The following is a 25,340-nucleotide window of genomic DNA, read 5'->3' on the forward strand; positions in this document are numbered from 1 at the left end:
GCACATCCGTGTCCGTCAGCCGCAGATCGGTCCTGTCCCTGCTCGCCGCCGCGCCGGCGCTGGCCGCGTGCGGGGTCGGCGGTTCGTCCTCCTCCGGGTCGGGTGAGCGCCCCGAGGTCCGCATCGCCTACCAGAACTTCGCCGACAGCACGCTGCTGGTGAAGGACCGGGGCGCCCTGGAGGCGGCGCTGCCCGGCCACCGGGTCACCTGGACGTCGTTCGACTCCGGCGCGAGCATCAACACCGCGTTCCTCGGCGGTGCGATCGACCTCGCGGTCATCGGCAGCAGCCCGGCCGCGGCCGGGCTGTGCCCGCCGTTGAACATCCCCTACCAGGTGATCGAGCTGCTGAACGTGATCGGGAACAGCGAGGCGCTGGTGGTGCGCGGGGCGAGCGGTGTCACCGACGTCGCGGGACTGACCGGCCGCAAGGTCGCCGTGCCGTTCGGCTCGACCGCGCACTACAGCCTCCTGGCCGCGTTCCAGCGGGCGGGCGTGGACCCGGCGTCGGTGACGCTGGTGGACCTGGAGCCGCAGAACGTCCAGGCGGCCTGGCAGCGCGGCGACGTCGACGGCGCGTACGTGTGGACGCCCGTGCTCGGCGTGCTCCAGCAGGACGGCGTGACGCTCGTCGACAGCGCCGAACTGGCCGCCGCGGGCAAGCCGACGCTGACGTTCACGGTGGCGCGCACCGAGTTCGCCGAGCAGCACGGCGACGTGGTGGACGCGTGGCTCACCGCCACCGACGACGCGCTCAAGAAGGTCAAGACCGAGCCGCGGGTGGTCGCGGAGGCCGTGGCGCGGCAGATCGGCGCGGGTGTGGACGACGCGCTGTCCCAGCTCCAGCAGAACATCTACCTCGACCACGCCGAGCAGCGCGCGCCCGAGTACTTCGGCACGCCCGACGCGCCCGGCCAGCTCGCCGACCAGTTGCGGGCCGCCGCGGAGTTCCTGCACGGGCAGAAGAAGGTGGACTCGGTGCCGGACCCGAGCGTGTTCCGCGCGGCCCTGCGGATGCCCCGTGGCTGAGCCGCTGGTCGAGTTGACCGGCGTCGAGCACCGGTACCGGGCGAAGCGGACCGAGGTGCCCGTCCTCGGACCACTGGACCTGCGGGTCGACCGCGGCGAGTTCCTGGTCGTCGTCGGGCCCTCGGGGTCGGGCAAGAGCACCCTGCTGCGGCTGATCAGCGGGTTCGAGCGGCCGTCGACCGGCGAGGTGCTCGTGCTCGGTCGGGCGCCCGCGCCGGGGCGGGACGTCGGCACGGTGTTCCAGCAACCCCGGCTGTTCCCCTGGCAGACCGCGGGCGGCAACGTCGGCACCGCGCTGCGCTGGGCGGGCGTACCGCGCGCCGATCGTCCACAGCGGACCCGCGAGCTGCTCGGACAGGTCGGGCTGGCCGAGCTGGGAGCCCGCCGCACGTGGGAGATCTCCGGCGGGCAGCAGCAGCGGGTGGCCATCGCCCGAGCACTGGCCGCCCGGCCCACGCTGCTGCTGATGGACGAGCCGTTCGCCGCGCTGGACGCGCTGACCCGCGAGCGGCTCCAGGAGGACGTCCGCTCGCTGACCGACGGCGACCGCGGTGTGGTGTTCGTGACGCACAGCGTGGACGAGGCCGTGTTCCTGGCCGATCGCGTCGTCGTGCTGTCCGACCGGCCGGGTCGGGTGGCGCTGGACCTGCCCGTTCCGCTGCCGCGCTCCGGCGTGCCGGCCGACCAGCTGCGCGGTTCGGCGGAGTTCGCCGCGCTGCGCGGTGAGGTCGCCGGTGCCGTCCGCGCGGTCGCGGTCTGATCCGCGAGGAGAGACCATGACGCACTTCGAGCCCCTCACCCCGACCCTCGGCGCACGGGTGACCGGTGTCGACCTCAACGACGTGACCTCCGCCGAGGCCGGTGCGGCGCTGCGCGCGGCCCTGATCGAGCGCAAGGTGCTGGTGTTCCCGAACCAGTCGCTCACGCCGGCGTCGCACCGCGCGTTCGCCGCCGCCCTGGGCGAGCTGACACCCGCGCACCCCGTGGTGCCGGGCCTGGACGCCGACCACCCCGAGATCTACGTGCTGGACGCGGGCGACGGCGGCAAGGCGCCCGTGTGGCACACCGACGTCACCTTCATGACCCGCCCGCCGCTCGGATCGGTGCTGCGGGCGGTGGAGCTGCCGCCCACGGGCGGCGACACGTGCTGGACCGACCTGGAGGCGGCCTACCTCTTCCTGTCCGAGCCGCTGCGCGGGCTGGCGGACGAGCTGACCGCCCTGCACGACGGTCGCGAGGACTTCGAGGAGTACCTGCACGAACGGCTGGGCGGCGAGGGCAACACGTGGGAGGGGCGGCGGATCCGTTCGCTGGAACCCGTCGAGCACCCCGTCGTGCGGGTGCACCCCGAGTCGGGCAGGCGGAGCCTGTTCGTGAACCCCGGCTTCACCACGCGACTGCTGGGCCTGTCGGAGGTGGAGAGCCGCGCGCTGCTGGACGTCTTCTTCGCCGCGGTCGGCCGTCCGGAGTTCACCGTGCGGCACCGGTGGAGCGAGGGCGACGTCGTGGTGTGGGACAACCGGAGCACCGCGCACTACGCGGTGGACGACTACGGCGACCAGCGGCGCGTCATGCACCGCATCACCCTGCGCGGTGACGTGCCGGTCGGGGTGTGAGGGCACCGTGCGCGGCGGACGACCCGCCGCGCACGGATTTCGTCAGACCCTCCCCCTACGGTGTGCCGCATGACTTCTGAGCCGTTGGACCGGCTGACGTCCTTCCGCGCCGAGGCGATCGAGCGGGGAGTTCCTGCCGAGGACGTGGACCGGTGGATCACCCTCGCCCGCCCCTGCGCCACGATGACCGTGGAGGGTGACGGACCGGTCGTGGGCCGCTTCGGCGGTCCGCTCCTGCTTCCCGCCGACGTGCCCGACCAGCCCCACCCCCTCGTCGCCTCCGTCGACCTCGCGGCCCTGCCCGCCGACGTCACCGACCTGCCACTGCCCGCGGACGGCCACCTGCTGCTGTTCGCCCTCCCCGAGGCCGACAACTGGTACGGCGACGTGGGCAGCGCGGTGCACGTCCCCGCCGGCACCGCCGTGGTCGAGCGGGACGGCAACGCCGGGAACGACCCGGAGGAGTACCAGTACCCGCAGGGTCCGCTGCGGCTGACGGTCGACGTGTCGCTGCCGTACCACCACGCGGTCACGCTTCCCGGCGGGTCGAACACCGAGACGCTGCCGGGGCACCCCCGCGCCGAGGAACTGGCCGAGATCTGGGACGGCACGGCCACCGTCGAGTTCTGGGGGTCGCTCCAGCTCGGCGGGTACTCCACGGAGGAGGCCGTCTACACCGACCCGGTCGAGGACGTCGTGTCCAACGCGCTGAGGGCGTTGGAAGCGGGCAAGGTGGACGGTCCGGTGTCGAGCGACGTCGCGGACTGGGTGCTCCTGGCCGACTGGCACACCGACATCGAGGGCTGGGAGGGTGCCAGCGTCCACTGGGCGGTCCAGCGCGATGACCTGGCGGCGCGGCGCTTCGACCGCGTGTTCGTCACGCGCTACTGGAACCCCTGATGCGTCGACCCTCCCGTCCCCGGCTGCGGTGCGGACCTCCCGCGCCGCAGCCGGGGACGGACTCGGCCTCTACGGTGTCCCGCATGACTTCTGAGCCGTCGGACCGGCTGACGTCCTTCCGCGCCGAGGCGATCGAGCGGGGAGTTCCCGCCGAGGACGTGGACCGGTGGACCACCCTCGCCCGTCCCTGCGCCACGATGACGCTGAGGGGGGACGGACCGGTCGTGGGCCGCTTCGGCGGTCCGCTCCTGCTTCCCGCCGACGTGCCCGACCAGCCCCACCCCCTCGTCGCCTCCGTCGACCTCGCGGCCCTGCCCGCGGACGTGACGGACCTGCCTCTGCCTCCCGACGGTCTTCTGCTGCTGTTCGCCTGGCCCGAGGACGAGACCTGCTACGGCGACGCGGGCAGCGTCGTGCACGTCCCCGCCGGCACGCCCGTGGTGGAGCGCGACGGGAACGCGTGGAACGGCTCCGGCTTCGAGGAGTACGAGGAGATGTTCGGGAGGTTCCCGGAGGGGCCGCTGCGGCTGACGGCCGACGTCTCGCTGCCGCACCACCACCTGGTGGAGCTTGCCGAAGCGCCGTGGGTCGAGTCGCTGCCGGGACACCCGCACGCCGAGAAGCTCACCAGCGCCTGGGACCGCACCCCGTCGTCCTCCGACTTCCGGGGGTCGCTCCAGCTCGGCGGGTACTCCGCGGAGGAGGTCGTCGACGTCGATCCGGTCACCGGTGTCGTGTCCGACGCGCTGAGGGCGTCGGATGCGGGCAAGGTGGACGGTCCGGTGTCGAGCGACGTCGCGGACTGGGTGCTCCTGGCCGACTGGCACACCGACATCGAGGGCTGGGAGGGTGCCAGCGTCCACTGGGCGGTCCAGCGCGATGACCTGGCGGCGCGGCGCTTCGACCGCGTGTTCGTCACGTGCTGTTGGAACCCCTGATCCGCGAGCAGCCCGTCTCCGGACCCCGGCCGGGGTCCGGAGACGGGGCGTTCAGCGGCGCCGGGCCTCGTGCAGCGTGCGCCGCAGGGCGTGGTAGGCGGGTTTGCGCGAGAAGTCCTCCCGCATCACCGTCGCCGAGCCCTCGCCCTCGAAGAACACCGGCACCCAGGAGTACTTGTCGGTGAAGCCCCAGATGGTGAACGACCGGCAGCCCTCGACGTCCAGGCACGCCTGGAGCGTCCGCCGGTAGTAGTCGGCCTGCTGCGCCAGCTGCTCGGCGGTCGGCACGCCGCTCTCGGGCAGGTCCATCCGCACGTCCAGCTCCGTGACGGCGGTGGCCAGCCCGAGGTCGTCGAAGCGCTGGAGGTTGTCGCGCAGGTCGGCGGGGAAGCCGTAGCGCGTGCTCAGGTGCGCCTGCACGGAGAAGCCGTGCACCGGAACGCGCTGCGCGCGCAGGTCGGTGATCAGCGCGAAGTAGGCGTCGCTCTTGGCGTTGACGCTCTCCACGTTGTAGTCGTTGAAGAACAGCTGCGCCCGCGGGTCGGCCCGGTGCGCCCAGCGGAAGACGTCGGCGACGATCCCCGGTCCGAGCTCGCGCAGCCAGATGTTCTCCTGCGTGCGCAGGGCGCCCGTGTCGTCGAAGATCTCGTTGGCCACGTCCCACTGCTGGACGCGCCCCCGGTAGCGGCCCACGACCGTCGTGACGTGCTCGCGCAGGATGCTCCGCAGCTCCTCGGCGGAGAAGTCGCCCTCCTCCAGCCAGGCGGGGTTCTGGCTGTGCCACAACAGGGTGTGCCCGCGGACGACCTGCCGGCGCTCGGCGGCGAACGCCACGATCGCGTCGGCCGCGCCGAACTCGTAGCGGTCCCGCTCCGGGTGGACGAAGTCCCACTTCATCTGGTTCTCCGGCGACACGGAGCTGAACTCGCTCCCCAGCAGCCGGCGGTACTCGCGGTCGGAGGTGAAGGGGTCGGGGTAGGGCTGGTCGAGGTGGTGCCCGCCGCCCGCCGCGGCGGAGCCGATCACGAGACCTCGCGGCGCCGCGGCGCGCAGGGTGCCCCGCTCGGCGTGCTGGCCGCCGTCCTGCGGCGTCGCCAGGCCCGGCCAGGCCAGCGGCACCGACAGCGCCGCCGCGACGAGCGAGGCGGTGACGATCCGGATCGCCCTCATCTGGGTCTCCCACTTCGTCGTGTGGAGCAGAGATCGTGCCCAAATTCCGGAAACTTTCGGAAACAACGTCGTCGGACACTAGGGGCAGGTCGGGCGAGCGTCAAGACCTCGACGGTCGCGATCCGACCGGGTGGGCCGCTGTCCGGCAGTGCGCGCGGCGAATCGGGCGTGCGTCGTTCTCGCGACCGGCGCGCGGCACCCTCCCGGACGAGCGTTGGATTCGCAATGGCCCGTTCGACCGAATTTTCGCCCTCTCCTCTCGTTCGCGCGATCCGCTGGCGGACGTGCCGTCGTGGCGGAGTTCCGACCCGGATCACCGCTCCGCCCGTGCTTCGCGACCTGGCCGGACGTGGTGGGGACGTGCGGACACCGTCCACGGTGGACTGAACTCTCGTTCACTCCCGGTTCACCGGAATTTGTCCTCCGTATTGTGCCGAAGAGGCTGAACGGGCGATGTGGCCGAGTCTCGACCGCATTTACGGTGAATGCGGATTCCACGTCCAGCAGAAAACGGGACGTGATTTCTTCGCCGGATTCCCGGCGGCGGACTTCGACGACGTGGGGGCATCGTGCGCGGGCGCGGGGCTGGGCTCGCCGGGTCGTCGTGGTCGCCGGGAGGCGCGCTGCTCGGGGTCGTCGCGGGCAGCCTCGCCGTCCCGCCCCACCGCGCCGGAAATCTCGACGACGTACCTCCGACCCCCTTCCGCCAGTAGTCCCGAACGACGCCCGAGGGTGGTCCGGCACGTCCTGACCACCCCTCGGGCACGAACAGCGAGGTGTTCCTCCCGTGTGGTACGACGTCCGAAGACTCGGCCCGCTGCTTCTCGTCCTCCTGCTCGCCCTGCCGAGCCCGGCCACCGCCAGCGGTGTCTCGCCGTCGCAGGCGCTGGTGGGCGTCCAGCAGGTGCTCTTCCGCGGTGGCACGGCCGGTTACGGCTGCTTCCGCATCCCCGTGCTGTCCCGCACGGTCGACGGAACCCTGCTGGCGTTCGCGGAGGCCAGGAAGTCCCCGTCGTGCGCGGACCGCGGTGACATCGACCTGGTGGTGCGGCGCTCCACGAACGACGGCCGGACGTGGGGCCCGATCCGGGTGGTGACCTCCGGTTCGCCGACCGACCCCCACGCGCCGTACACACGGGGCAACGCGGTGCCGATCGCCGACCGCGAGACCGGCCGCGTCCACCTGATCACCACGTCCAACGAGGCGACGCGCTCGGGCCAGCGGCTGCCGTGGATCCAGCACAGCGACGACGACGGGCTGACCTGGACCGCACCCCGAGCGCTCGGCGCGAGCTTCGACGGAACGAACGACGGCTGGTTCGCCACCGGCCCCTCGCACGGGATCCAGCTCCGGCACGGCGCGCACGCCGGTCGGCTCGTCGTGGGGGCGCACCAGAAGCCCGACGGGAACACCGTGCTGGCCGGAGTGCTCTACAGCGACGACGGCGGCGAGACGTGGCGGGCGAGCCGGGTGCCGAACTCCTACGTCAAGGACCAGCTCAGCCCCGGTGAGATCGCGGTGGCCGAGCTGCCCGACGGCGCGCTGTACGCGGCGGCGCGCAACGAGATCACCAGCGGCAACCACCGGGCCAAGGCGATCAGCCTGGACGGCGGCACCACGATGCCGACGTTCACCACCGTCCCGTCGCTGGTCACGCCGAACGTCCAGGGCGCGGTCCTGCCGCTCGAACGGACCTACCGGTCGACGCCGGGCGACGTCCTGGTGTTCTCCGGCCCGTCCGACCCGAGCGACCGCAAGCAGTTGAAGATCCGCTACTCCACCGATCGCGGCAACACCTGGTCGAGTCCGGCCAGCGGCCTGATCACGGCCGACCGCGCCGGGTACTCGGACCTCGCGGAGCTGACCGGGGGCGAGATCGGCCTGCTGCACGAGGGCGGCGCGACCTTCTCCGCCGACGAGATCCGCTTCACCAGGTTCACGCCCGCGCAGCTCGGCCTGCCCGGCACGACCACCGGCACCCCGTCCGCCCAGCCGTCCACCCCCGCCGGTCCGACCTCTCCGGACGCCTCGCCCGAGGCCAACGACGCCCACCTGGCGGGCGACGCCGCTCTGGACGACGGACTGCTGCTCGACGGCACCGGTGACCACGCCGACGTCCCGTACTCCCGGACGATCGACCCCGGCGGCGGAGACTTCACCCTGCGCACCCGGTTCCGGTACTCGGCCACGGCGGCGAGCCCCGCCCAGGCGCTGCTCTGGGCGTACGGCGTCGGCGCGGACGTCCCGCAGGTGTGGGTGCGCGCGCAGCCCGGCACCGACCGGATCACCGCGTGGGTGCAGGGCCGCGACGGCGGTGCCACCGCGGCCGTCGTCGACCCCGCGGCGCGGGTCGCGTTCGGCGACGGCGCGTGGCACCAGCTGACCCTGACCCGGACCGGCAGCCGGATCGACCTGACCGTGGACGGCGCGACGGCCACCGCGACCGGCGTGCTGGGAGCCGTGTCGAGCGGCGTGAGCGGCATCCGCCTCGGCGCCAAGCAGGACGCGACCGCGAGCGACGGCTTCACCGGACGCCTGCGGGACTTCCAGCTCGTCCGCGACGGCAGGACCACGCTGTCCCTGGCCCTGCGGACGATCGACGGAGCGGTCGTCCCCGCCAGGACGGTCACCCCCGTCACCGACGACGTGTCGGGGAACTGCTCCACCGGCACGCTGCTCGGCGGCCACCGGACGGCGGCCGCCGGCCGGACCTCGAACTCGGACGCCCTGCACGTGGACTCCACGCACCCCGGCGTCGAGACGCCGTTCACGCCCGCGCTGGACCTGGGCGCGGGCGACTTCACCTTCGCGGCGTGGTTCCGGTACTCGGCGACCGCGAGCAGCCCCAACCAGGCGCTGGTCTGGGCGTACGGCACGACGGCGGGCAAGCGCTCGCTCTGGGTGCGCGCCCAGCCCGGCCAGGACCGGCTGTACGCGTGGGTGCAGACCGACACCGCTCAGGTGGCGGTGCCGCTGGCGGACACCACCGCGGGCACCGCGTTCGGCGACGGGGCGTGGCACCTGCTCGCCCTGACCCGCCAGGGGCAGCGGGTCGCGCTGAGCGTGGACGGCGGCACGCCCGCCACGGCGACGGGCCTGACGGGGTCGGTCAGCGCCGACACCGCCGACGCCGTCGAGGGACTGCGCCTGGGGTCCAAGATGGACGGCACCGACGTCCTGGACGGGACGCTGGAGGACTTCCGGCTCTACGACCGGGCCCTGTCGTCCGCTGAACTGGGCGCGGCGGCCACCGGCCGGTTCCCCGGCGACGCGCCCGCGCTGTGGTGGACGTTCGACCAGCAGAACACCCAGGCCCACGAGATCGTCCAGCCGGTGACCGGGCCGCGGACCCCCGACTCGTCCGCGCACTGCGTGCACACCGCGGTCAGCGGGGGACCGGCGGTGGTCCCCGGACGGTTCGGCAACGCGCTGCGGTTCGACGGCGCCGACGACGCCGCGCTCGTCCCGTACCGGCCGAGCACCGCGCTGGGCTCCGGCGACTTCACGATCTCGACGTGGGTGAAGTACCCGGCGACGGCGAGCACGGCGGACCAGGTGCTCCTGTGGGCGTACGGGTCCGGCTCCTCCGAGCGCGGGCTGTGGTTGCGCGCCCAGCCCGGCAGGGACCGGCTCTACGCCTACCTCCAGACCGACACCGGGACCTTCGAGGTCGCCGCGCCGGACGCCTCCCCGGCCGCCGCGTTCGGCGACGACACCTGGCACCACGTGACGCTGCGGCGCTCCGGGAACGTGCTGGCGCTGCTGGTGGACGGCGTCGGGCTCGGCAGCACCACCGTCAGCGGCTCGGTCACCCACGGCGACGCGTTCGCCGTGGACGGCCTTCAGCTGGGGGTGAAACCGGACGGCACCGACCGGTTCGCGGGAGTGCTCGACGAGTTCCAGGTCCACCGCACGGCGCTCGGCGACGCCGCACTGGCAGATCTCCGCGCGAACAACACCGATCTCGGTCCCGTGACCGCGGTCCGGCTGTCCTTCACCAACGCCTCCTGAGCGGACGGCGGCGGGCCGGGAGACCCCCGGCCCGCCGCCGCGTCATCCCACCGGGTGCTTGATGCTCTCGACGATGCGGGCGAACCCCTCGCGCCCGTGCCCGGCGTCGACCTGGCGCTGGATCAGGTTCTGCACCACGGCCACCACCTCGGTGCTGATGCCGCGCGCCGAACTGGCCGCCAGGATGTGGCCGAGGTCGGAGAACTCCAGACTCTGCTGGCGGCCGACGGTGTAGTCGCCGCCGTCGACGATCGAGCCGAGTCCCTCGAAGGCGAAGGTCGTCGCGGAGAGCCAGGGCGCGGCCCGGCCCGCGAATTCCTTCGCCGACACCCCCGCACCGGCCACCATGGCCGCGCCGTGCAGGAATCCGGCGAACATCACGTACATGCCCGCGAGGAGGGCGAGGTCGTACAGGGAGGCGAGACCGGGGTCGTCGCCGAAGTAGGTGCTCTCGCCCCACAGGTCCAGCAGCGGCCGGTACTCCGCGAACGCGGACGCCGACCCGCTGCAGAGGACGGTCGCCCCCTGGTGACCGATCATCGCCGGGACGGCCATGATGCCGCCGTCCAGGTGTGCCGCACCGTGAGCGGCGGCCCAGGCGCCGATCTCCGCGGCCTGCTCCGGTGACGTGGTCGTGACGTTGACCAGCGTCCGGCCGGCCAACTGGTCGGCCACCGGGTCGAGGACCTCGTGGACCGAGGCCGCGTCGAACAGGCAGACGACCACCAGGTCGGCGGCGAGCACCGCCTCGCGCACCGTGGTGGCGGCGGTCGCGCCCCGCTGGACGAGAGGCGGAACCCTGTCCGCCGACCTGTTCCAGACCGTCGTGCGGTGGCCCGCGTCGACCAGTGCCGTCGCGAGAGCGCTGCCCATCTCGCCCAGGCCGAGAACGCCGACCCGGACGGTGTCGTGAGTGGTCACGTGCTGGTTCCTCCGTGTTCGTGGTGTGCTCAGATCATCTGAGCCACCGCAGGAGCTGACCAGTACGCACTACTTTGTTCGCTACGAACCCTCGGGTGAGCGACGGGAGACGACATGACGAAGACGGCACGTCGCGGTCCCTACGTCTGCGGCATCGACGCCGCGATGGACGTGATCTCCGGCAAGTGGAAGTCGCTGATCCTCTGGGAGCTGAACCACCACGGCACCAGGCGGTTCGGCGAACTCCGCCGCGGTCTGCCGGGGGTGAGCGAGAAGATGCTCACCCAGCACCTGAGGGAGATGGAGGAGGACGACCTGGTGCACCGCGAGGTCCACCCGGAGGTGCCGCCCAGGGTGGAGTACTCGCTGAGCGAACACGGCGCCTCCCTCAACAGCGCACTGGCCTCGCTGGGTGCTTGGGGCAGCGAACGAGCGCGGCGCGTCGGGGCGGAGAAGGTGTCGCTCGACGAGGGCTGAGCGTGCTGGCCGCGGAATCCGCGGCCAGCACGGCGGATCGACCTCGTCACTGCGCGGTCGGCACCGGGTGTCCCTCCGAGGCCTGCACGACGACGAGCCCCTGCCCGGACAGCGCGAGCTGGTACGCCTCGCCCGAGCCGCGCCCGACGGCCGCGGCGAGCTTCGCGGTCTTGCGCATCGAGGACTGCAACGACGTGGACCACAGGACCGCGGACTGCATGTCGACGTACGTCGGCACGTCCACGTTCAGCACGACCGGCGTCCCGAACGTCGTGATGGCCAGCGCGCCGGTGCCCGTGAACGTCGTGTTGAACAGGCCGCCGCTGAACATCGACGCGCCCTCGACGCGGTTGATGTCCCACGCGAGCGTGCTCTCGAACGCCAGCACGTTGGCGCCGTTGACGGTCACGCCCTCGTCCTCCAGGTTGAGGACGAACACCTGGTCGGCGTCCTGGGCGAGGAAGACGTCACCGCTGCCCGACACCTTCATCAGGGACATGCCCTCGCCGGTGAAGGCCTTCTTGAAGAGCTTGCCGATGCCGCCGCTGCCCTCGTAGGCGAAGTCGACGTCGCCCTGGTAGGCGACCATCGATCCCTGCTTGGCGTAGAAGAACCCACCGGTGCCGGTGAGGTCCACCTTGAGCATGTGGTTGTTCTGGAGCTGGAAGCTGCCGGGTTCGACGGACCGCTCTGCGTGGTCGAGGAGTGAGCTGCGCATGCGGTGAGAGTAGTGCGGGCGTCTCTCAGCGCGTTCACCTCGGACGCGTTCTCGCCGTCTCGGCCGAAAGTACTAGAGGACTTCCTCTTGCACTGCAACGGTTTCCGCGCGGCCCTACGCTTCCGATCATGACCACTTCACAGGACAGGATCGCGCCGCCGAGCACCGTCGTCGGCGCGTTCTCCGGATTTCTCTTCTCCAGCGTTTCCGCGGTGGGGGCGCTCGCGATGCTGGTCGGATCGCACCAGCAGGTCGTCGACGCCCTGAGGGCGTCCGGGACGACGCTGACCGAGGAACAGCTCCAGACCGCCGCCACCACCACGCTGGCCGTGGCGGCGGGGATCGCGCTGGTGATCGCACTGGTGGAGATGTGGCTGGCGTTCAAGCTCAGGGCGGGGCGCAACTGGGCCCGGATCGCGCTGACGGTGCTCACGCTGATCCAGGTGGCGTCCCTGGTGACCGGTGAGGCCACCCTCGCCGGGTACGCCGGCGCGGCGGTGGCCGTGCTGGCCGTGGTGTTCAGCTACCTGCCTCCCTCCAACGCCTACTTCGCCTCGGTCAAGAGGGCCGGGTAACGGCTTCCGCAGGTGGAACGGAGAATGGCCGCATGACCGCGGGAGGATCGCCGGCACGGCGGAGCGTGTTCGTGGCCGAGGTCGTCGCGCTGCTGGCGACGACGGTCGTGGACTCGGTGCTGGCGGTCCGCTCGCCCGCTCCGCGGGGAGCGCTCGGGCCCCTCCTCGAACTGGTCGTGCCGTACGTGGGCTCGGCGGTGGCCGTCCTGGCGGTGCTGCGCCGCCGGTTCCCCCGGCGGATCGAGCTGCTCGGCGTCGCGGTCGTCGGCTTCTCCCTGTTCAGCACGGTGGGCGGCGCGCTGACCGACCGGCTGCCCCCCCGCCCGGTGGTGACCGAGGTGCTGGCCGTGCTGCTGCTGGCCGCCGCCGGGTGCCGCCGGTCGTCCCCGGTGCGGGCGGCGGTGCTCGCGGTCGTCGCCGGTGCCGCCGTCGTGCTCGCCCCGGCCGTGCGCTACGGCCTGGACTACCCGGCGGCGCTGTTCCCCCTGGCCGCCGCGCTGGCGTGGGGCGCGGCGCTGGCGCTGGGCCTGATCCTGCGCGACGCCGACGACCGCCACCGCCGCGAGCTGGAGCGGGCACGCACCGAGGACCGGTTGCAGCTGGCGCGCGACCTGCACGACCTGGTGGCGCACCACGTCACCGGGATCGTCGTGCGGACCCGCGCGGCGCAGGCGCTGGCCGGCAACCCGGCGGTGCCGGAACAGGACCACCTGGAGTTCTACGACGAGGTCGAGCGGGCGGCGGCGGAGGCGTTGACCGCGACGCGCGGCCTGGTCGGCCTGCTGCGCAGCGACGACCCGATGCCCGCGCCGAGCGCCGTGCTGGGCGACGTGGTGCGCACCGCGGTGAACAGCGCGGCGTCGGTGCGCGTGTCCGACGACGTCGAACGTCTCCTGCTGCCGCCGCAGGTGGCCACCGCCCTGCACCGCGTGCTGATGGAGGCGCTGACCAACGTCCGCCGGCACGCGCGCGCCACCGACGTGCGGGTCGTCGCCGGGATCGAGGACGGGAAGCTGGTGCTGGTGGTGGACAACGACGGCGTGCCGGACGACGGCGGTGACGGTCACGGGTACGGCATCACGGGCATGGCCGAGCGCGTGACCGCGCTGGGCGGCGAGCTGACGGCGGGCCCGCGCGACGGGGGTCTGTGGCGGGTCACCGCGAGCGTGCCGCTGGGACCGGACGACGATCCGTTCGACCGCTTGCCGAGAGGGATCTGATGACCGTGCGCGTGCTCGTCGCCGACGACCAGACGCTGGTGCGCACCGGCTTCCGGTTGATCCTCGACGCCGAGCCCGGCATCGAGGTCATCAGCGAGGCCGCCGACGGCGAGGCCGCGGTGCGGCTCGCTCGGCAGCTGCGGCCCGACGTCACGCTGATGGACGTCAGGATGCCCAAACTGGACGGACTGCGCGCCACCGAGCTGCTGGCGGGACCCGGTGTCGAGGACCCGCTGCGAGTGGTGGTCGTGACCACCTACGACGTGGACGAGAACGTCTACGCCGCCCTGCTCGCCGGGGCCTGCGGTTTCCTGCTCAAGGACGCGCGACCGCGGCTGCTGGTGGAGGCGGTGCACGCCGCCGCCAGGGGAGAGGCGATGGTCTCGCCCGCGGTGACGGTGCGGCTGCTCGCGCACTTCACGGCCGGGACGGGGCGGGTGGATCCGGACGTGCCGCTGACCGCGCGCGAGCTGGACGTCGTGCTGGCGGTGGCGCGCGGCAGGACGAACGCGGAGATCGCGGACCGGTTGCGCATCTCGCTGTCGACGGTGAAGTCGCACCTGGCCAACGTGCAGGGCAAGCTCGGAGCGCGCAACCGCACCGAGATCGCGATCTGGGCGTGGCGAAACAGCCTCGTCAGGTGACCGGGCGCCGCACCACGACCGTGCCCGCGACCACGTCGCCCAGCCGTTGGTGCCGGGGCGTCACCGCGATCAGCACCGCGCCGACCAGGCCCAGCAGCAGGCCGTCCACCGCCATCAGCAACCAGCGCACGAGGTAGTCGCGCCGGGACGGCGCACCGCCGCGAACCGTGACGATCCGCAGCCCCAGCCACCGCATCGCCGGTGTCGAGCCCTCGTGCCGGTACGGGTACCACACCTCCACCCACATGCCGCCGAGCAGCGCCACGACCGCCACGAACACCATCGGCAGCACGGTGAACAGCTCCCGAGGCGCACCGAGCAGGACGACCGCGATCCCCACCAGCACCCCCGGCACGAGGCTCAGCACGGCGACGAGCACCAGCAGCAGGAGTTCGATCAGGTGCTGCCAGTAGCGGCGCAGGACGATCGAACGGGCGTCGGCGTCGGTCACGGCTCCCCATCATGCCGGTACCGGCTCGCGGACGGCGTCGGGGTCCGCCTCGCGCGCATCAGGGCAGGACGCGGATCAGCGTCACCCCGTCGCGCAGTGGCAGCAGCACCTGTTCGAACGCCGGGTGCGCGGCCACCCGCGCGTTGAACTCGGCGACGGCCGCGCCCCGCGGCGACCGGTGCACCGCGTCGAGGTAGACCTCGCCCTGGTACAGGGTGTTGTCCACCACCACGACGGCTCCCGGCGCGAACAGGCCGCGGCGGTGGGCGACGTCGAGGTAGTCCCAGTACTGGGTCTTGTCCGCGTCGACGAAGGCGAAGTCGAACACCTCGCCCGCACCGGCGAGCCGCTCCAGCGTCGCCAGCGCGGGCCCCTCCTCCAGGACGATCCGGTCGCACCCGGCGAACGCGTCGCGGGCGACCTCCGCGGCGCGCGGATCGGCCTCGCAGGTGATCACGCGACCGTCGGCGGGCAGCGCCTCGGCCATCGCCAGCGCCGAGTAGCCGGTGAACGTGCCGATCTCCAGCACTCTGCGGGCCCCGGTCACGGCGACCAGGAACCTCAGCAGCTGTCCCTCCACGTGACCGGAGAGCATCTCCGGCTCCAGCGTCGCCACAGCGCTCTCGGAACGGGTCCACACGTGCTCGGAGGTCCGCCGGCTCAGCGCCGCGAGCCGCTCGGACTCCGGCGTGGTCGTCGCCGACAGGTAGTCGTCCAGCCCCGAGGCCAGCGCGCGGGCGTGGTCCAGGCGCGGGGAGGGCTGCTCCCGGTCGAGCAGCTCCAGCTGGTGGGCCAGGACGGACAGCGGCGTCACCGGCCGCATCACGACCACCGCGCGTCGCGCAGGTACATGCCCGATCCGCCTCCGCCGTCGAGGAACGCGCCGCAGCGCGCCCGGTGCCGGCTCACCGCCTCGGCCAGCAGCGCGTCGTCGACCTCGGCCAGGTAGTCGCAGCTGCCCAGGTCGCCGCGCGGGACCACCGCCCACAGCGCGGTGCCGCCGCGCTTGCGCCGCACCGTCTCCTGCGCGACCTTCATCAGCTCCAGGTCCTCGATCACCGGGTGGTGCACGGCCAGGCCCAGATCGCGGCACACCGCCAGCAGCGCGTCGCGGCCGTCGGTGTCCAGCCAGCCCACGAGGGTGGCCAGCGTCGCGGTGAACGCCATCTCCACCGCCACCGCGTGACCGTGCAGCAGCCCGGCGACCGGCTCGAACTTCGTGCTCCAGGTGTGGCCGTAGGCGTGCGGGCGGTCCTGCCGCGTCTCGAACATGTTGGTGCCCTCGTGCCGCATGTACGCGCGCAGCGAGCGGAACAGCACCTCGTCGGCGACCGCCGCGAGGTCCGGGTCGCCGCCGGTGGTGGCGAACCGGGTGGCGAGCAGCGCGCGGCCGTGCCGCTGGAGCAGCGTGAACAGCACCGCGTCGTCCACGGCGGCCATCTTCACGATCTCCGCCACGCCGTGCCGCAGGTGCTCGGGCGCCAGGGTGCGGAACAGCGTCCGGTCGACCAGGGTGAGCACCGGCGGGTGGTAGGCGCCCAGGGCGTTCTTCATCAGGGTGCCGTTGACGCACGTGCGCGGTGACGGCCCCGCGTCGACCGCCGAGACGATGCTGGTGCCGATCATGACGTACGGGGTGCGCCGGTTGAGCAGGGCGCACGCCAGACCCGCCGTGTCGGTGAGCACGCCGCCGCCGACGACGAGCACCGGTTCGGCGCGGGCGACGTCGCACCCGTCGCTGCCCAGGAACGCCGTCATGCGGCACACCGTGTCGAGCGTCTTGTCCTCCTCCAGCGCGCGGCACACCATCGTCGTCAGCGGGATGCCGTGCGCGGCGAAGTACGACCGCAGCGCGCCGCCGTGCAGGCGGTCGACGGTGGCGTCCACGATCGCCACGCACCGCCCCGCGGGCAGGTACACCTCGGCCAGGTCGGGCGTCGCGGGGTCGAACACGCGGTTCACCAGCCGCACCTCGCTGCGCAGCTCGAAGGTCGCGTCGATGGTCAGCGACCGCCGGTCGGTGTCGCACCGGATGCGCCCCGACCCCGTGTAGTGGGCGGAGGTGGCGTACTTGTCGACGTGCTGCGAGATGGTCATCGCGTGCCCTTTCGGTGTCAGACGAGCTTCCCGGTGGCCCAGTTGACGCGCTCCCACCGCTTGTGCGCGGTCAGCGCGCGCAGCACGAGCACGGGAAGCTGCACGTGGTGCATCACCAGGAACGGCAGGGGATCCCGCCAGTCGAACACGGCGTCCTCACCGTGCAGGAGGTCGCGCAACCACGCCCGCGACCGCCGTCGCCGCAGTGCTCGCGGCAGCGCGCCCAGTTCCGCTCCGAGCCAGTGCACCGGCCGCGAGCCGGGCAGCGGCCGGGAGACGCCGTCGAACGCGGGGTCGAGGTAGGCCGCGGCCAGGTCGGGGCTGTCGTGGAAGGCCACCAGCGCCGAGTGGGGCCGCGGGTTGCACTCGATGGCGTAGGGCACTCCGTCCTCGCCGAGGATGAAGTCGAACGACACCTGGCCGTCGAGCCGGTGCGCGGCCACGAAGTCGTGCGACCACCACCAGATCGCGGGCACGTCGACGTGCCGGTAGTTCAGCTGCAGCGCCGAGGACTCCGAGCACGTGTACGCGGTGATCCGGCCCGCGCGGCACGTCGTGTGCACGCAGTACTCGCGCCCGGTGGCACGCCGTTGCAGCACCCACGGCCGGTCGGGGCGGATCAGCAGGTCGGCGGGCGCGTCCGCCGGACCGGCCACCACGACCGCGCGGTGATCGGCGACCATCGACGTCCACTCGGGAGGTTTGAGCACGTACTCGCGCCCCGCGAAGTCGGCGTCGCGCAGCTGCCGCACGTCGGTGATCCGGCGCGTCTCCAGGTGCGGGAGCCCGGCGGCCCGCACCAGCTCGGCGAAGCTCGCCTTGTCGTTGAGCAGGTGGTGCGTCGCCGGGTCGTTGGCCACCACCGCGCAGTGCTCGGCCAGCACCGGCACGGCGTCGGAGGTGGGTTGGGCGAGACCCGGTTCGTCGACGACCGGCACGACCGTGTCCACGCGCTCGGCCCGGATCACCGCGACGAGGTCCCGGACGTATCCGGCCGGGTCGGTGGCGGGATCGGCGACCTGGTGGAACGCGCACGCGGCCCGGGAGAACCGCAGCGGACCCCAACGGTGTCGCGGGATCGACACGGCCACGACGCGGTGACCCGCCTCGTGGAACTTCCTGGCCAGGAACAGGCTCTTGGTCATGTGCGTGGTCGTGACCAGCACGGTCGAGCGGTTCTGACACGGTCTGCGCGGTGCGAGCAGGTGCGCCGCTCCGCACACCAGCGCCGTCACCGGAGCTGTGACGACCAGCAGGGCCAGCAGTGCGACACCACGCGCACGAGTCGAGGACGACGTCATCGGATCACCTCCCGGACATGCCGCTCAGGGCTGCCCGAGAGGAGTCATCGCAACCGTCGTGGCGACCGATTCACCTGGACGTGTCGTGGAAACCGATGGAGTGGTCACGCACGGGTAGAAAAATCCGGTGACGTGGCCCCAACGGAGATCGGCGGGCCTGCCGGGGCGGGTCCGGCGACCGGTCGAGCCCGAGTCGGGACAGAACGTCCCCGAACGGTCTGATGTGGACGGTGGCGGCGAGCGGTGGCCGCGCTCGGGACGCGTCGACCACCCCGGTGCGAGGCGACGTCGGCCCCGGGCGCACGATCGCATCGGACCGCGGCGATCGGGCGCGTCCGAGGGGCGTTGCGCCAGAGTCGACGTCGAAGGGAGGCCTTGTGATCTCAGCGCTCAACCAGCTCGTCGATCTCGTCGAGGAGCACCTCGCGGAGGAGTTCGACGTCGGCGGACTGGCCAGGAGAACCGGTACGACCGAGTACCACCTGCGCCGGATGTTCTCGTCGTTGGCGGGCATGCCGCTGTCGGAGTACGTGCGCCGACGCCGCATGACCGTCGCCGCCGCCGCCGTCGTCCGGGGCGAGGACGACCTGCTGAGCATCGCCGTCCGGCACGGGTACGGCTCGACCGAGGCGTTCGGACGCGCGTTCCGAGCGGTCCACGGCGCCCGGCCCGGTGATGTCCGCCGCGACGGAGGCCCCCTTCGCACACAACCGCAGCTCAGGTTCCGCCTGACAGTTGAAGGGAGCACTCCCGTGGACACCCGCATCGTCGACCGTCCCGCGTTCCGGCTCGTCGGACACGCGGCCAGGGTTCCGCTCGTCCACCAGGGCGTCAACCCGCACGTCCAGCAGCACGTCGCCGGGCTGCCGCAGGAGGAGCACCTGCGGCTGAAGGCCCTCGGCGACACCGAACCCCGGGGTCTGCTGCAGGTCAGCGACGGCCTCGACGCCGACAGCGTCGAGGGCAGTGAACTGACCTACCTGCACGGGGTCGCCCTCTCCCACGACACGTCGGTTCCCGACGACCTCGACGCCATCGAGGTGCCGGCCGGCACGTGGGCGGTCTTCCGCACCTCCGGGGCCCATCCGCAGGCGTTGCAGAAGACCTGGGCCGCGACCGCGACCGACTGGTTCCCCTCGAACCCGTGGCGGCTGCGACCGGGCCCGTCGATCGTGGCGGTCCTCGAACGAGCGGAGGACTTCAGCACCGCGACCTGCGAACTGTGGATGCCCGTCGAGCCGGGCTGACGGGCTTGCGCGACGACCCGGAGCGGTGCCCGCGCACCGGTCGGTGAGACGCGGCACCACTGTGGACCGCCTCGACCAGCTACCGGAGCGTGCTGTCGCGACCCGGCGGGCGCCGCCGCGCCCGCCGGGCACGAGCACCGCTGCCACCCCACCCGGTGAATCCCGACCGGCCGGGGTGGGGGGGGACTGCGCCACACCGGCGCCGTCACCGGAGCTGTGACGACCAGCAGGGCCAGCAGTGCGACACCACGCGCACGAGTCGAGGACGACGTCATCGGATCACCTCCCGGACGTGCCGCTCAGGGCTGCCCGAGAGGAGTCGCCGCAACCGTCGTGGTGACCGATTCACCTGAACGTGTCGCAGAAATCGGTGCGTTGGTCACACAGAGGAGGGGAGACGGTCGTTGCGGTCGTGATCCGGCCGGATTTCCCCGGCGGAACGGCGTTCGAGCACGCCCCGCTCCGAACCGGACGTCCCGCAGGGCCGGCCGCGACCACGGCCCTCCGCCCCGCTGCGGAGAACGAGAGCACGTCAGAGCCCTCCCGACACTCCGGAGCAGCCGCAAGGGGTGGGCCACCGCGCTGCGCGCCGTTCCCAGCGCGGTGACGATCTCCTGCTGCGACGGGGGGCTCGCAAGGCGGTCGTGGTGGCGGAGCCGGACGTCGACACGATCTCCAGCACCGGTCGAGCGAGCTTCCCCTGGTCCTCTGTGGACGTTTGGCGCGAGCGGTGGTCGTGTGCGGGTCGAAGAGGACGGCCGGGTCGCCACGAGCGAGTTCGTGGCGACCCGGCAGACGGTCGCCGGCCGGACCCGAGCCCTCCGGGGGTCTGTGCCACCCGCAGCGCCAGACCTCGCCCGCCGCGCGGTTTCACCGCAGGTGCCCGGGGTATGCGAGACGGCGGCCCGAACGAGGAACCCGTGCTGTGGAGGAACTCATGCGAGCTACGTTCATGTACGGGGCCGGTGACGTGCGCGTGGAAGACGCGCCCGACCCCGTCCTGCGGGAACCCACCGACGCGGTCGTGCGGATCGTGCGCTCGTGCGTCTGCGGCAGTGACCTGCACCCCTACCGCTCGATGCCCTTCTCCGGGCGGGGCACGCCGATGGGTCACGAGTTCCTGGGCGTGGTGGAGGACCTGGGTTCGGAGGTGTCCGGGCTGAAGCGCGGTGACCTGGTGGTGTCCCCCTTCGCCTACTCGGACAACACCTGCGAGTTCTGCTGCGAGGGCCTGCACACCTCGTGCCGGCACGGCGGGTTCTGGGGTGCGCCCGAGGTCGGTGGCGCGCAGGCCGAGGCGATCCGCGTTCCGCAGGCGGCGGGCACGCTGGTCGCGGTGCCCGGTGTCGGGGAGGACTCGGCGCTGCTGCCCTCGCTGCTGACGCTGGCCGACGTCTACGGCACCGGCTACCACGCCGCCAAGAAGGCGCGCGTGAACGAGCGCACCACGGTGACGGTGATCGGCGACGGCGCGGTCGGCCTGCTCGCCGTGCTGTCGGCCCGGCAGTTGGGAGCGGAGCGGATCGTCCTCATGGGGCGGCACGCCGACCGCACCGACCTGGGGCGCGAGTTCGGGGCCACCGACGTCGTGGCCGAGCGCGGCGAGGAGGGCGTCGCGAAGGTCCGCGAGCTGACCGGCGGCGACGGCACCCACACCGTGCTGGAGGCGGTCGGGCACACGAGCGCCTACGAGATGGCCGTCGGCGTGGCCCGGCCCGGCGGCGTCATCAGCCGCGTGGGCGTGCCGCAGTACGAGGAGGCGCCGATCGGCTTCGACAGCCTGTTCGGCCACAACATCACCCTCACCGGCGGTCCCGCCCCGGTGCGCGCCTACGTCGAGGAGCTGCTGCCCGCCGTGCTGGACGGCACGGTCGACCCCGGCAGGGTCTTCGACCTCACCGTCGACCTGGAGCAGACCCCCGACGGCTACCGCGCCATGGACCAGCGCGACGCGCTCAAGACCCTGATCCGGTTCTGACCGCCGGCGGTGCTGCGCGAGCCGGTCGGGAACCTCCACGACGAGCCGCGGAGAACGTCTCTGTCCCCGGTGGAGGCGGAGGCGGGCAGCACGCGGACGTCCCGCTGGCCGACGCCCTCCGCCTCGACCAGTCGTCGCTGACCCGGCTCGTCGCGCGGCTCGAAGCGCGGCCTCGCGGAGCGGTGCGTCTGCGCCGGGAGGTGCTCCGGTGCCGCGGCCGCGTCCAGCACGGCGTCCACCTCGCCGCGCCTGCTCCGCGGTGAGCGCGGCGCGGGACGGTGCGAGCCGACCGCACACCACTGTGAAGGTGTGAACGGCCCACCCGTGCAACGCCAGCACCTCCGCGCGCATTAACAGGGTGGGCCGACCAGTCGGAACGGCCACGACGAAGGGTGTGGACCTTGCGCCGACTTCTAGGCACGGCGGCGGTCGCCGTGCTCGTCGCGACCGCCGCCGCGGCACCCGCCGCGGCGCGGGTGGCACCGGAGACACCGGTGCCGGTGGGGGAGACGAGAACGGTCACGCTGATCACCGGTGACCGCGTGATCACGCAGGGCGGGCGGGTCGCCGGGGTGCGGATGGCGGAGGGACGCGAGCACCTCCGCGCCTGGCAGTACCGCGTCGAGGGCCGCGAGCACGTGGTCCCGCTGGACGCGTGGCCGATGCTGGCGCAGGACCGGCTCGACCCGCGCCTGTTCGACGTCACCGGGCTGCTCGACCAGGACTACGACGACGCGCGCGAGCCCGTGGTCCCCACCCTGGTCACCGCCGAGGGCTTCAGCGCGCAGGCCGGGCCGCTCGGCCTCACCCCGCACGACATCCCGAAGACCGAGGCCGCCGACGCCTGGCGCGACCTCGCCGCGCCCGGCGCGCGGCGCGCGTCGACCGGCAAGGTGTGGCTCAACGGCCGCGTCCGCCCGACGCTCGACCGCAGCGTGCCGCAGATCGGCGCGCCGCAGGCCTGGCGGGCCGGACTGCGCGGCGACGGCGTGAAGGTCGCCGTCCTGGACACCGGGTACGACGCCGGTCACCCGGCGCTGGCCGGCAAGGTGGTGGCGGAGGCGGACTTCACCGGTGAGAGCGCGGCCGGGGTCGACACCAGCGGCCACGGCACGCACGTCGCGAGCACCATCGCGGGCTCGGACGACCGGCACGCCGGTGTCGCGCCCGGCGCGAGGCTGATGGTGGGCAAGGTCCTGGGCGTCGACGGCGGCCGGGAGGACCAGGTGCTCGCCGGTATGCGGTGGGCCGTCGACAACGGGGCCAGGGTCGTCAACATGAGCCTCGGCGGCGACGGTCCCGGCAACGGCTGGGACCTGCTGTCGATGGCGGTGAACGACCTCTCCGAGAGCACCGGAGCCCTGTTCGTCGTCTCGGCGGGCAACGCGGGCGGTGCGAGCACCGTCAGCAGCCCCGGCGCCGCCGACCGCGCGCTCACCGTCGGCAGCGTCACGAAGGACGACCAGCTCAGCACGTTCTCCAGCCGGGGACCGCGGATCGGCGACCTCGCTCTGAAGCCGGAGATCGTGGCTCCCGGCAGCGACGTCGTCGCCGCGCGCGCCGCGGGCACGCTCGCCCCGTTCGCGGTCGACGAGCGGCACGCGCGCCTGTCCGGCACGTCGATGGCCGCGCCGCACGTCGCGGGCGCGGCGGCGCTGCTGGCGCAGCAGCACCCGGACTGGACCGGCGAGCAGATCAAGGGCGCGCTCGTCGGCAGCGCGCACCGGCTGGCCGGCGTGTCCACCCACGGGCAGGGCGCCGGGCGTCTCGACGTCGCCAGGGCCACCGCCCAGCGGGTGCGCGTCGAGGGCGTGGCCGGGTTCGGTCAGATCTGGGGCGACCAGCGGGTGGACCGCGTGCTCACCTACGTCAACGACGGTGAGCGGGACGTCACCCTGGAGCTGACCGCCGAGGTGAACCAGCCGGACGTGGTGGTGCTCGACCGGAACGTCACCGTCCCCGCGCGGGGACGGGCCGAGGTCGTCGTCGGGGTGGACGGCGCGCCGCACACGCGCGGGGAGGTGACCGGCGCGGTCGTGGCCAGGGGAGGGGACACCGTCCTGACCGCACCCCTGACCGCGAGCCTGCTCGGCGAGCCCGGTTCCCTGGAGGTCGAGGTCACCGGCAGGGAGGGCGCGGCGCAGCGCACGCTGGTGGTCGTCACCGACGAGCGCACCGGCCGGTCCCGGAACCAGGTGCTCTGGGACGGCGTGCCGGCCTACTTCGTCCTGCCCGCCGGGGACTACCGGTTCACCGGCATGAGCCTGGACGTCAAGGGGAACATGACGATGTTCGCGCGCCGGGTCGCCGTGAACGGCTCGGCGCGCGAGGTCGTCGACGCGACGCTCGGCGAACGGGTGATCGCCTCGATCGACGACCCGGACGCCCGCGCCGGCTCCGGCGGCATCACCGCGCTGCGGTCCGACCCGGACGAGGGCGGCCCGATCGAGGCGACGCTGATCGGGGTGACCGGCACCGCGCACGAGGGCGCTCGCGTCCACACCGTCGGCAGCGAACCGGTGCGGGGCCTGGACCTGCTCCAGTTCGGCTACTTCACGGCGCCGCACCTGCTGGTGACCGCGACCGGCGACGGCGGCTTCGAACTCCGCAACGCGCACCCGGTGGGGACCACGCGCCCCGACGCCAGGACCACCGGCCGGATCGTGGACATCGGCACGGGCGAGCCGGAGACGATCGAGGAGGCCGGCGACCTGACCGGCGCGCTCGTGCTCCTCGCACCGCGCGACTGGGAGAACCAGCCGCCGGTGGACGGCGACCAGGTCGCGCGGGCCGTCGAGCTGGTGAGGGCCAAGGGGGCCAGGGCCGTCCTGTCCCACGTCCGCGCGAACGGCGAACCGGCGCTGCCCACCGCGGTCCTGATCGACCAGAGGGAGATCCGGGCCCTCCAGGCGCTGATGGCCCGCCGCACCGTCGAGGTCGAGCTGGTGACGCGGTCGGCGAGCCCGGACGCGTACTTCGTGGCCGACCGGGTCTCCGGACGGCTGCCCGCCGGGCACGAGTTCCGCCACGCCCGCGCCGGGCTGGGCCGGATCGACCGGCAGCTGGTGGACACCACGACGCCGGGGCAGTACCGCTACCACCACGGGTACTGGACCTTCGACGGCCTCACGGCGGGGGCCGAGGTGGAGACCACCTGGCCGCAGCGGCGCTCCGACCACGCCTCGCCGGGCACGGCCATCAGCACGGACGCGGCGGCGGGCTTCACCGAGTTCGCCGAATTCGGGTGGGAGACCACGATCCCGGTCGAGCCGAAGCCCGGCGAACGGCTGACCTCGCGGGTCTTCGGCGCGCCGTTCGGGCCGGAGCTGACCACCCCGCCGGTGAGCGCGCAGGACGGGCAGCCCCTGCCGTCGGCCTACCGCCAGCACGACGTCGTCACGTTCGCGGTGCCGATGTTCGCCGACAGCGACCCCGGCAACCGCGCGCGGTTCGACACGACGAACCTGGGCACCACGACCCTGTACCGGGGTGACCGGGTGGTGGCGCGCAGCGACGTGCCGGGCACCGGCACGTTCGTCGCCTCGCCCGGCACCCACCGGCTCGTGGTGGAGGCCACCCGCCCGGCTTCGGGGACCTCGGTCCCGGCACTGTCCACCCGCACCGGCGCGGAGTGGACCTTCCAGGTCGGCCGGGGCGACGACACCCGCCGTGCGCTGCCGCTGCTGGACGTCCGCTTCGCCCTGCCGCTCGACGACCGCAACCGCGCCGAGGCGGGGAAGGCGCTCACCGGCTCGGTGACCGCGGCGCACCAGCCGGGGGCGAAGACCTCGCGCGCGACGGTGCGCGCGGTCGAGGTGTCCTTCGACGACGGCCGCACGTGGCAGCGCGCCGCCGTCTCCGGTGACCGGGTGACGGTCCCGGCCGGGGGCGTCGCGGGCGGGTTCGCCTCGCTCCGCGCCACCGCGACCGACACGGCGGGCAACGCGGTGACCGAGACGGTGGTCAGGGCGTACGCCTTGAGGTGACGGTCACGTCCAGTCACGTCCGGCGAAGCCCGCTGACCCCGGTCAGCGGGCTTCGCCGCGT

Annotated in this window: 20 protein-coding genes; 13 read left to right on the forward strand and 7 right to left on the reverse strand. The window is 73.1% G+C overall.

Translation table 11 applies throughout. From position 1 onward, the window contains the following. The first annotated feature begins 8 nt into the window (after positions 1-8). The 5 genes from IMZ35_RS25620 to IMZ35_RS25640 all read left to right on the forward strand — a co-directional run bounded on the left by IMZ35_RS25620 (position 9) and on the right by IMZ35_RS25640 (position 4,482). Entirely contained in the window at positions 9-1,028 is a 1,020-nt protein-coding gene (locus IMZ35_RS25620; RefSeq protein ID WP_199443754.1) for a taurine ABC transporter substrate-binding protein, read from the forward strand. Then, the gene (locus IMZ35_RS25625; RefSeq protein WP_199443755.1) at positions 1,021-1,788 is read left to right on the forward strand and encodes an ABC transporter ATP-binding protein; all 768 of its coding nucleotides are present in this window, start codon (positions 1,021-1,023) and stop codon (positions 1,786-1,788) included. The genes IMZ35_RS25620 and IMZ35_RS25625 overlap by 8 nt, the downstream gene beginning before the upstream one ends. Before the next feature lie 16 nt (positions 1,789-1,804). After that, the gene (locus IMZ35_RS25630; RefSeq protein ID WP_199443756.1) at positions 1,805-2,644 is read left to right on the forward strand and encodes a TauD/TfdA dioxygenase family protein; all 840 of its coding nucleotides are present in this window, start codon (positions 1,805-1,807) and stop codon (positions 2,642-2,644) included. Positions 2,645-2,713: 69 nt separating this feature from the next. Next, entirely contained in the window at positions 2,714-3,544 is an 831-nt protein-coding gene (locus IMZ35_RS25635) for a DUF1963 domain-containing protein (RefSeq protein ID WP_199443757.1), read from the forward strand. Between the two features lie 83 nt (positions 3,545-3,627). Further along, complete coding sequence (locus tag IMZ35_RS25640) at positions 3,628-4,482, forward strand: DUF1963 domain-containing protein (protein WP_199443758.1); 855 nt, start codon at positions 3,628-3,630, stop codon at positions 4,480-4,482. Between the two features lie 51 nt (positions 4,483-4,533). Here the strand turns inward: IMZ35_RS25640 and IMZ35_RS25645 are convergent, their stop codons facing one another. Continuing rightward, a complete protein-coding gene (locus tag IMZ35_RS25645) occupies positions 4,534-5,652 on the reverse strand; it encodes an endo-1,4-beta-xylanase (RefSeq protein WP_199443759.1) in 1,119 nt (372 codons plus the stop codon). Positions 5,653-6,439: 787 nt separating this feature from the next. Between IMZ35_RS25645 and IMZ35_RS25650 the strand changes: the two genes are divergently transcribed. Continuing rightward, on the forward strand, positions 6,440-9,664 hold the full coding sequence (locus tag IMZ35_RS25650) for a LamG-like jellyroll fold domain-containing protein (RefSeq protein WP_199443760.1): 3,225 nt from the start codon (positions 6,440-6,442) through the stop codon (positions 9,662-9,664). 42 nt (positions 9,665-9,706) lie between these two features. Here the strand turns inward: IMZ35_RS25650 and IMZ35_RS25655 are convergent, their stop codons facing one another. Next, on the reverse strand, positions 9,707-10,585 hold the full coding sequence (locus IMZ35_RS25655; RefSeq protein WP_199443761.1) for an NAD(P)-dependent oxidoreductase: 879 nt from the start codon (positions 10,583-10,585) through the stop codon (positions 9,707-9,709). A 114-nt stretch (positions 10,586-10,699) separates the two neighbouring features. On the opposite strand from IMZ35_RS25655, the gene IMZ35_RS25660 reads away from it, so the two are divergent. Next, positions 10,700-11,062 (forward strand): winged helix-turn-helix transcriptional regulator, encoded by a 363-nt coding sequence (locus IMZ35_RS25660; protein ID WP_199443762.1) that lies wholly within the window; start codon positions 10,700-10,702, stop codon positions 11,060-11,062. Between the two features lie 46 nt (positions 11,063-11,108). On the opposite strand, the gene IMZ35_RS25665 is transcribed toward IMZ35_RS25660, so the two are convergent. After that, positions 11,109-11,780 (reverse strand): AIM24 family protein, encoded by a 672-nt coding sequence (locus tag IMZ35_RS25665; protein ID WP_199443763.1) that lies wholly within the window; start codon positions 11,778-11,780, stop codon positions 11,109-11,111. A 128-nt stretch (positions 11,781-11,908) separates the two neighbouring features. Here IMZ35_RS25665 and IMZ35_RS25670 point away from each other — a divergent pair, with 128 nt between their 5' ends. The 3 genes from IMZ35_RS25670 to IMZ35_RS25680 are packed head-to-tail and all read left to right on the forward strand — an operon-like array spanning position 11,909 to position 14,219. Beyond that, a complete protein-coding gene (locus IMZ35_RS25670) occupies positions 11,909-12,355 on the forward strand; it encodes a hypothetical protein (RefSeq protein ID WP_199443764.1) in 447 nt (148 codons plus the stop codon). A 32-nt stretch (positions 12,356-12,387) separates the two neighbouring features. Further along, complete coding sequence (locus tag IMZ35_RS25675; protein ID WP_199443765.1) at positions 12,388-13,575, forward strand: sensor histidine kinase; 1,188 nt, start codon at positions 12,388-12,390, stop codon at positions 13,573-13,575. Next, complete coding sequence (locus IMZ35_RS25680; protein ID WP_199443766.1) at positions 13,575-14,219, forward strand: response regulator; 645 nt, start codon at positions 13,575-13,577, stop codon at positions 14,217-14,219. Before IMZ35_RS25675 ends, IMZ35_RS25680 begins: the two co-directional genes overlap by 1 nt. Here IMZ35_RS25680 and IMZ35_RS25685 read toward each other — a convergent pair. The 4 genes from IMZ35_RS25685 to IMZ35_RS25700 are packed head-to-tail and all read right to left on the reverse strand — an operon-like array spanning position 14,212 to position 18,068. Then, positions 14,212-14,670, reverse strand: coding sequence for an RDD family protein (locus IMZ35_RS25685; RefSeq protein WP_199443767.1), 459 nt, complete (start codon positions 14,668-14,670; stop codon positions 14,212-14,214). The genes IMZ35_RS25680 and IMZ35_RS25685 overlap by 8 nt on opposite strands. Positions 14,671-14,728: 58 nt before the next feature. Then, positions 14,729-15,493, reverse strand: coding sequence for an O-methyltransferase (locus IMZ35_RS25690; RefSeq protein WP_229373226.1), 765 nt, complete (start codon positions 15,491-15,493; stop codon positions 14,729-14,731). Then, positions 15,493-16,767: a 3-dehydroquinate synthase family protein gene (locus IMZ35_RS25695; protein ID WP_199443768.1), complete on the reverse strand. Its 1,275-nt coding sequence runs from the start codon at positions 16,765-16,767 to the stop codon at positions 15,493-15,495. The genes IMZ35_RS25690 and IMZ35_RS25695 overlap by 1 nt, the downstream gene beginning before the upstream one ends. A gap of 17 nt (positions 16,768-16,784) precedes the next feature. Beyond that, complete coding sequence (locus IMZ35_RS25700) at positions 16,785-18,068, reverse strand: ATP-grasp domain-containing protein (RefSeq protein WP_199443769.1); 1,284 nt, start codon at positions 18,066-18,068, stop codon at positions 16,785-16,787. A gap of 377 nt (positions 18,069-18,445) precedes the next feature. On the opposite strand from IMZ35_RS25700, the gene IMZ35_RS25705 reads away from it, so the two are divergent. The 3 genes from IMZ35_RS25705 (at position 18,446) to IMZ35_RS25715 (ending at position 25,279) form a co-directional block, all read left to right on the forward strand. After that, the gene (locus tag IMZ35_RS25705) at positions 18,446-19,315 is read left to right on the forward strand and encodes an AraC family transcriptional regulator (RefSeq protein WP_199443770.1); all 870 of its coding nucleotides are present in this window, start codon (positions 18,446-18,448) and stop codon (positions 19,313-19,315) included. 937 nt (positions 19,316-20,252) lie between these two features. After that, a complete protein-coding gene (locus IMZ35_RS25710) occupies positions 20,253-21,293 on the forward strand; it encodes a zinc-dependent alcohol dehydrogenase family protein (protein ID WP_199443771.1) in 1,041 nt (346 codons plus the stop codon). Between the two features lie 401 nt (positions 21,294-21,694). Next, positions 21,695-25,279, forward strand: coding sequence for a S8 family serine peptidase (locus IMZ35_RS25715; protein ID WP_199443772.1), 3,585 nt, complete (start codon positions 21,695-21,697; stop codon positions 25,277-25,279). Positions 25,280-25,340 lie beyond the last annotated feature (61 nt).

Origin of the sequence: Umezawaea beigongshangensis, from assembly GCF_016464305.1 — a bacterium.
Lineage (GTDB): Bacteria > Actinomycetota > Actinomycetes > Mycobacteriales > Pseudonocardiaceae > Umezawaea_A > Umezawaea_A beigongshangensis.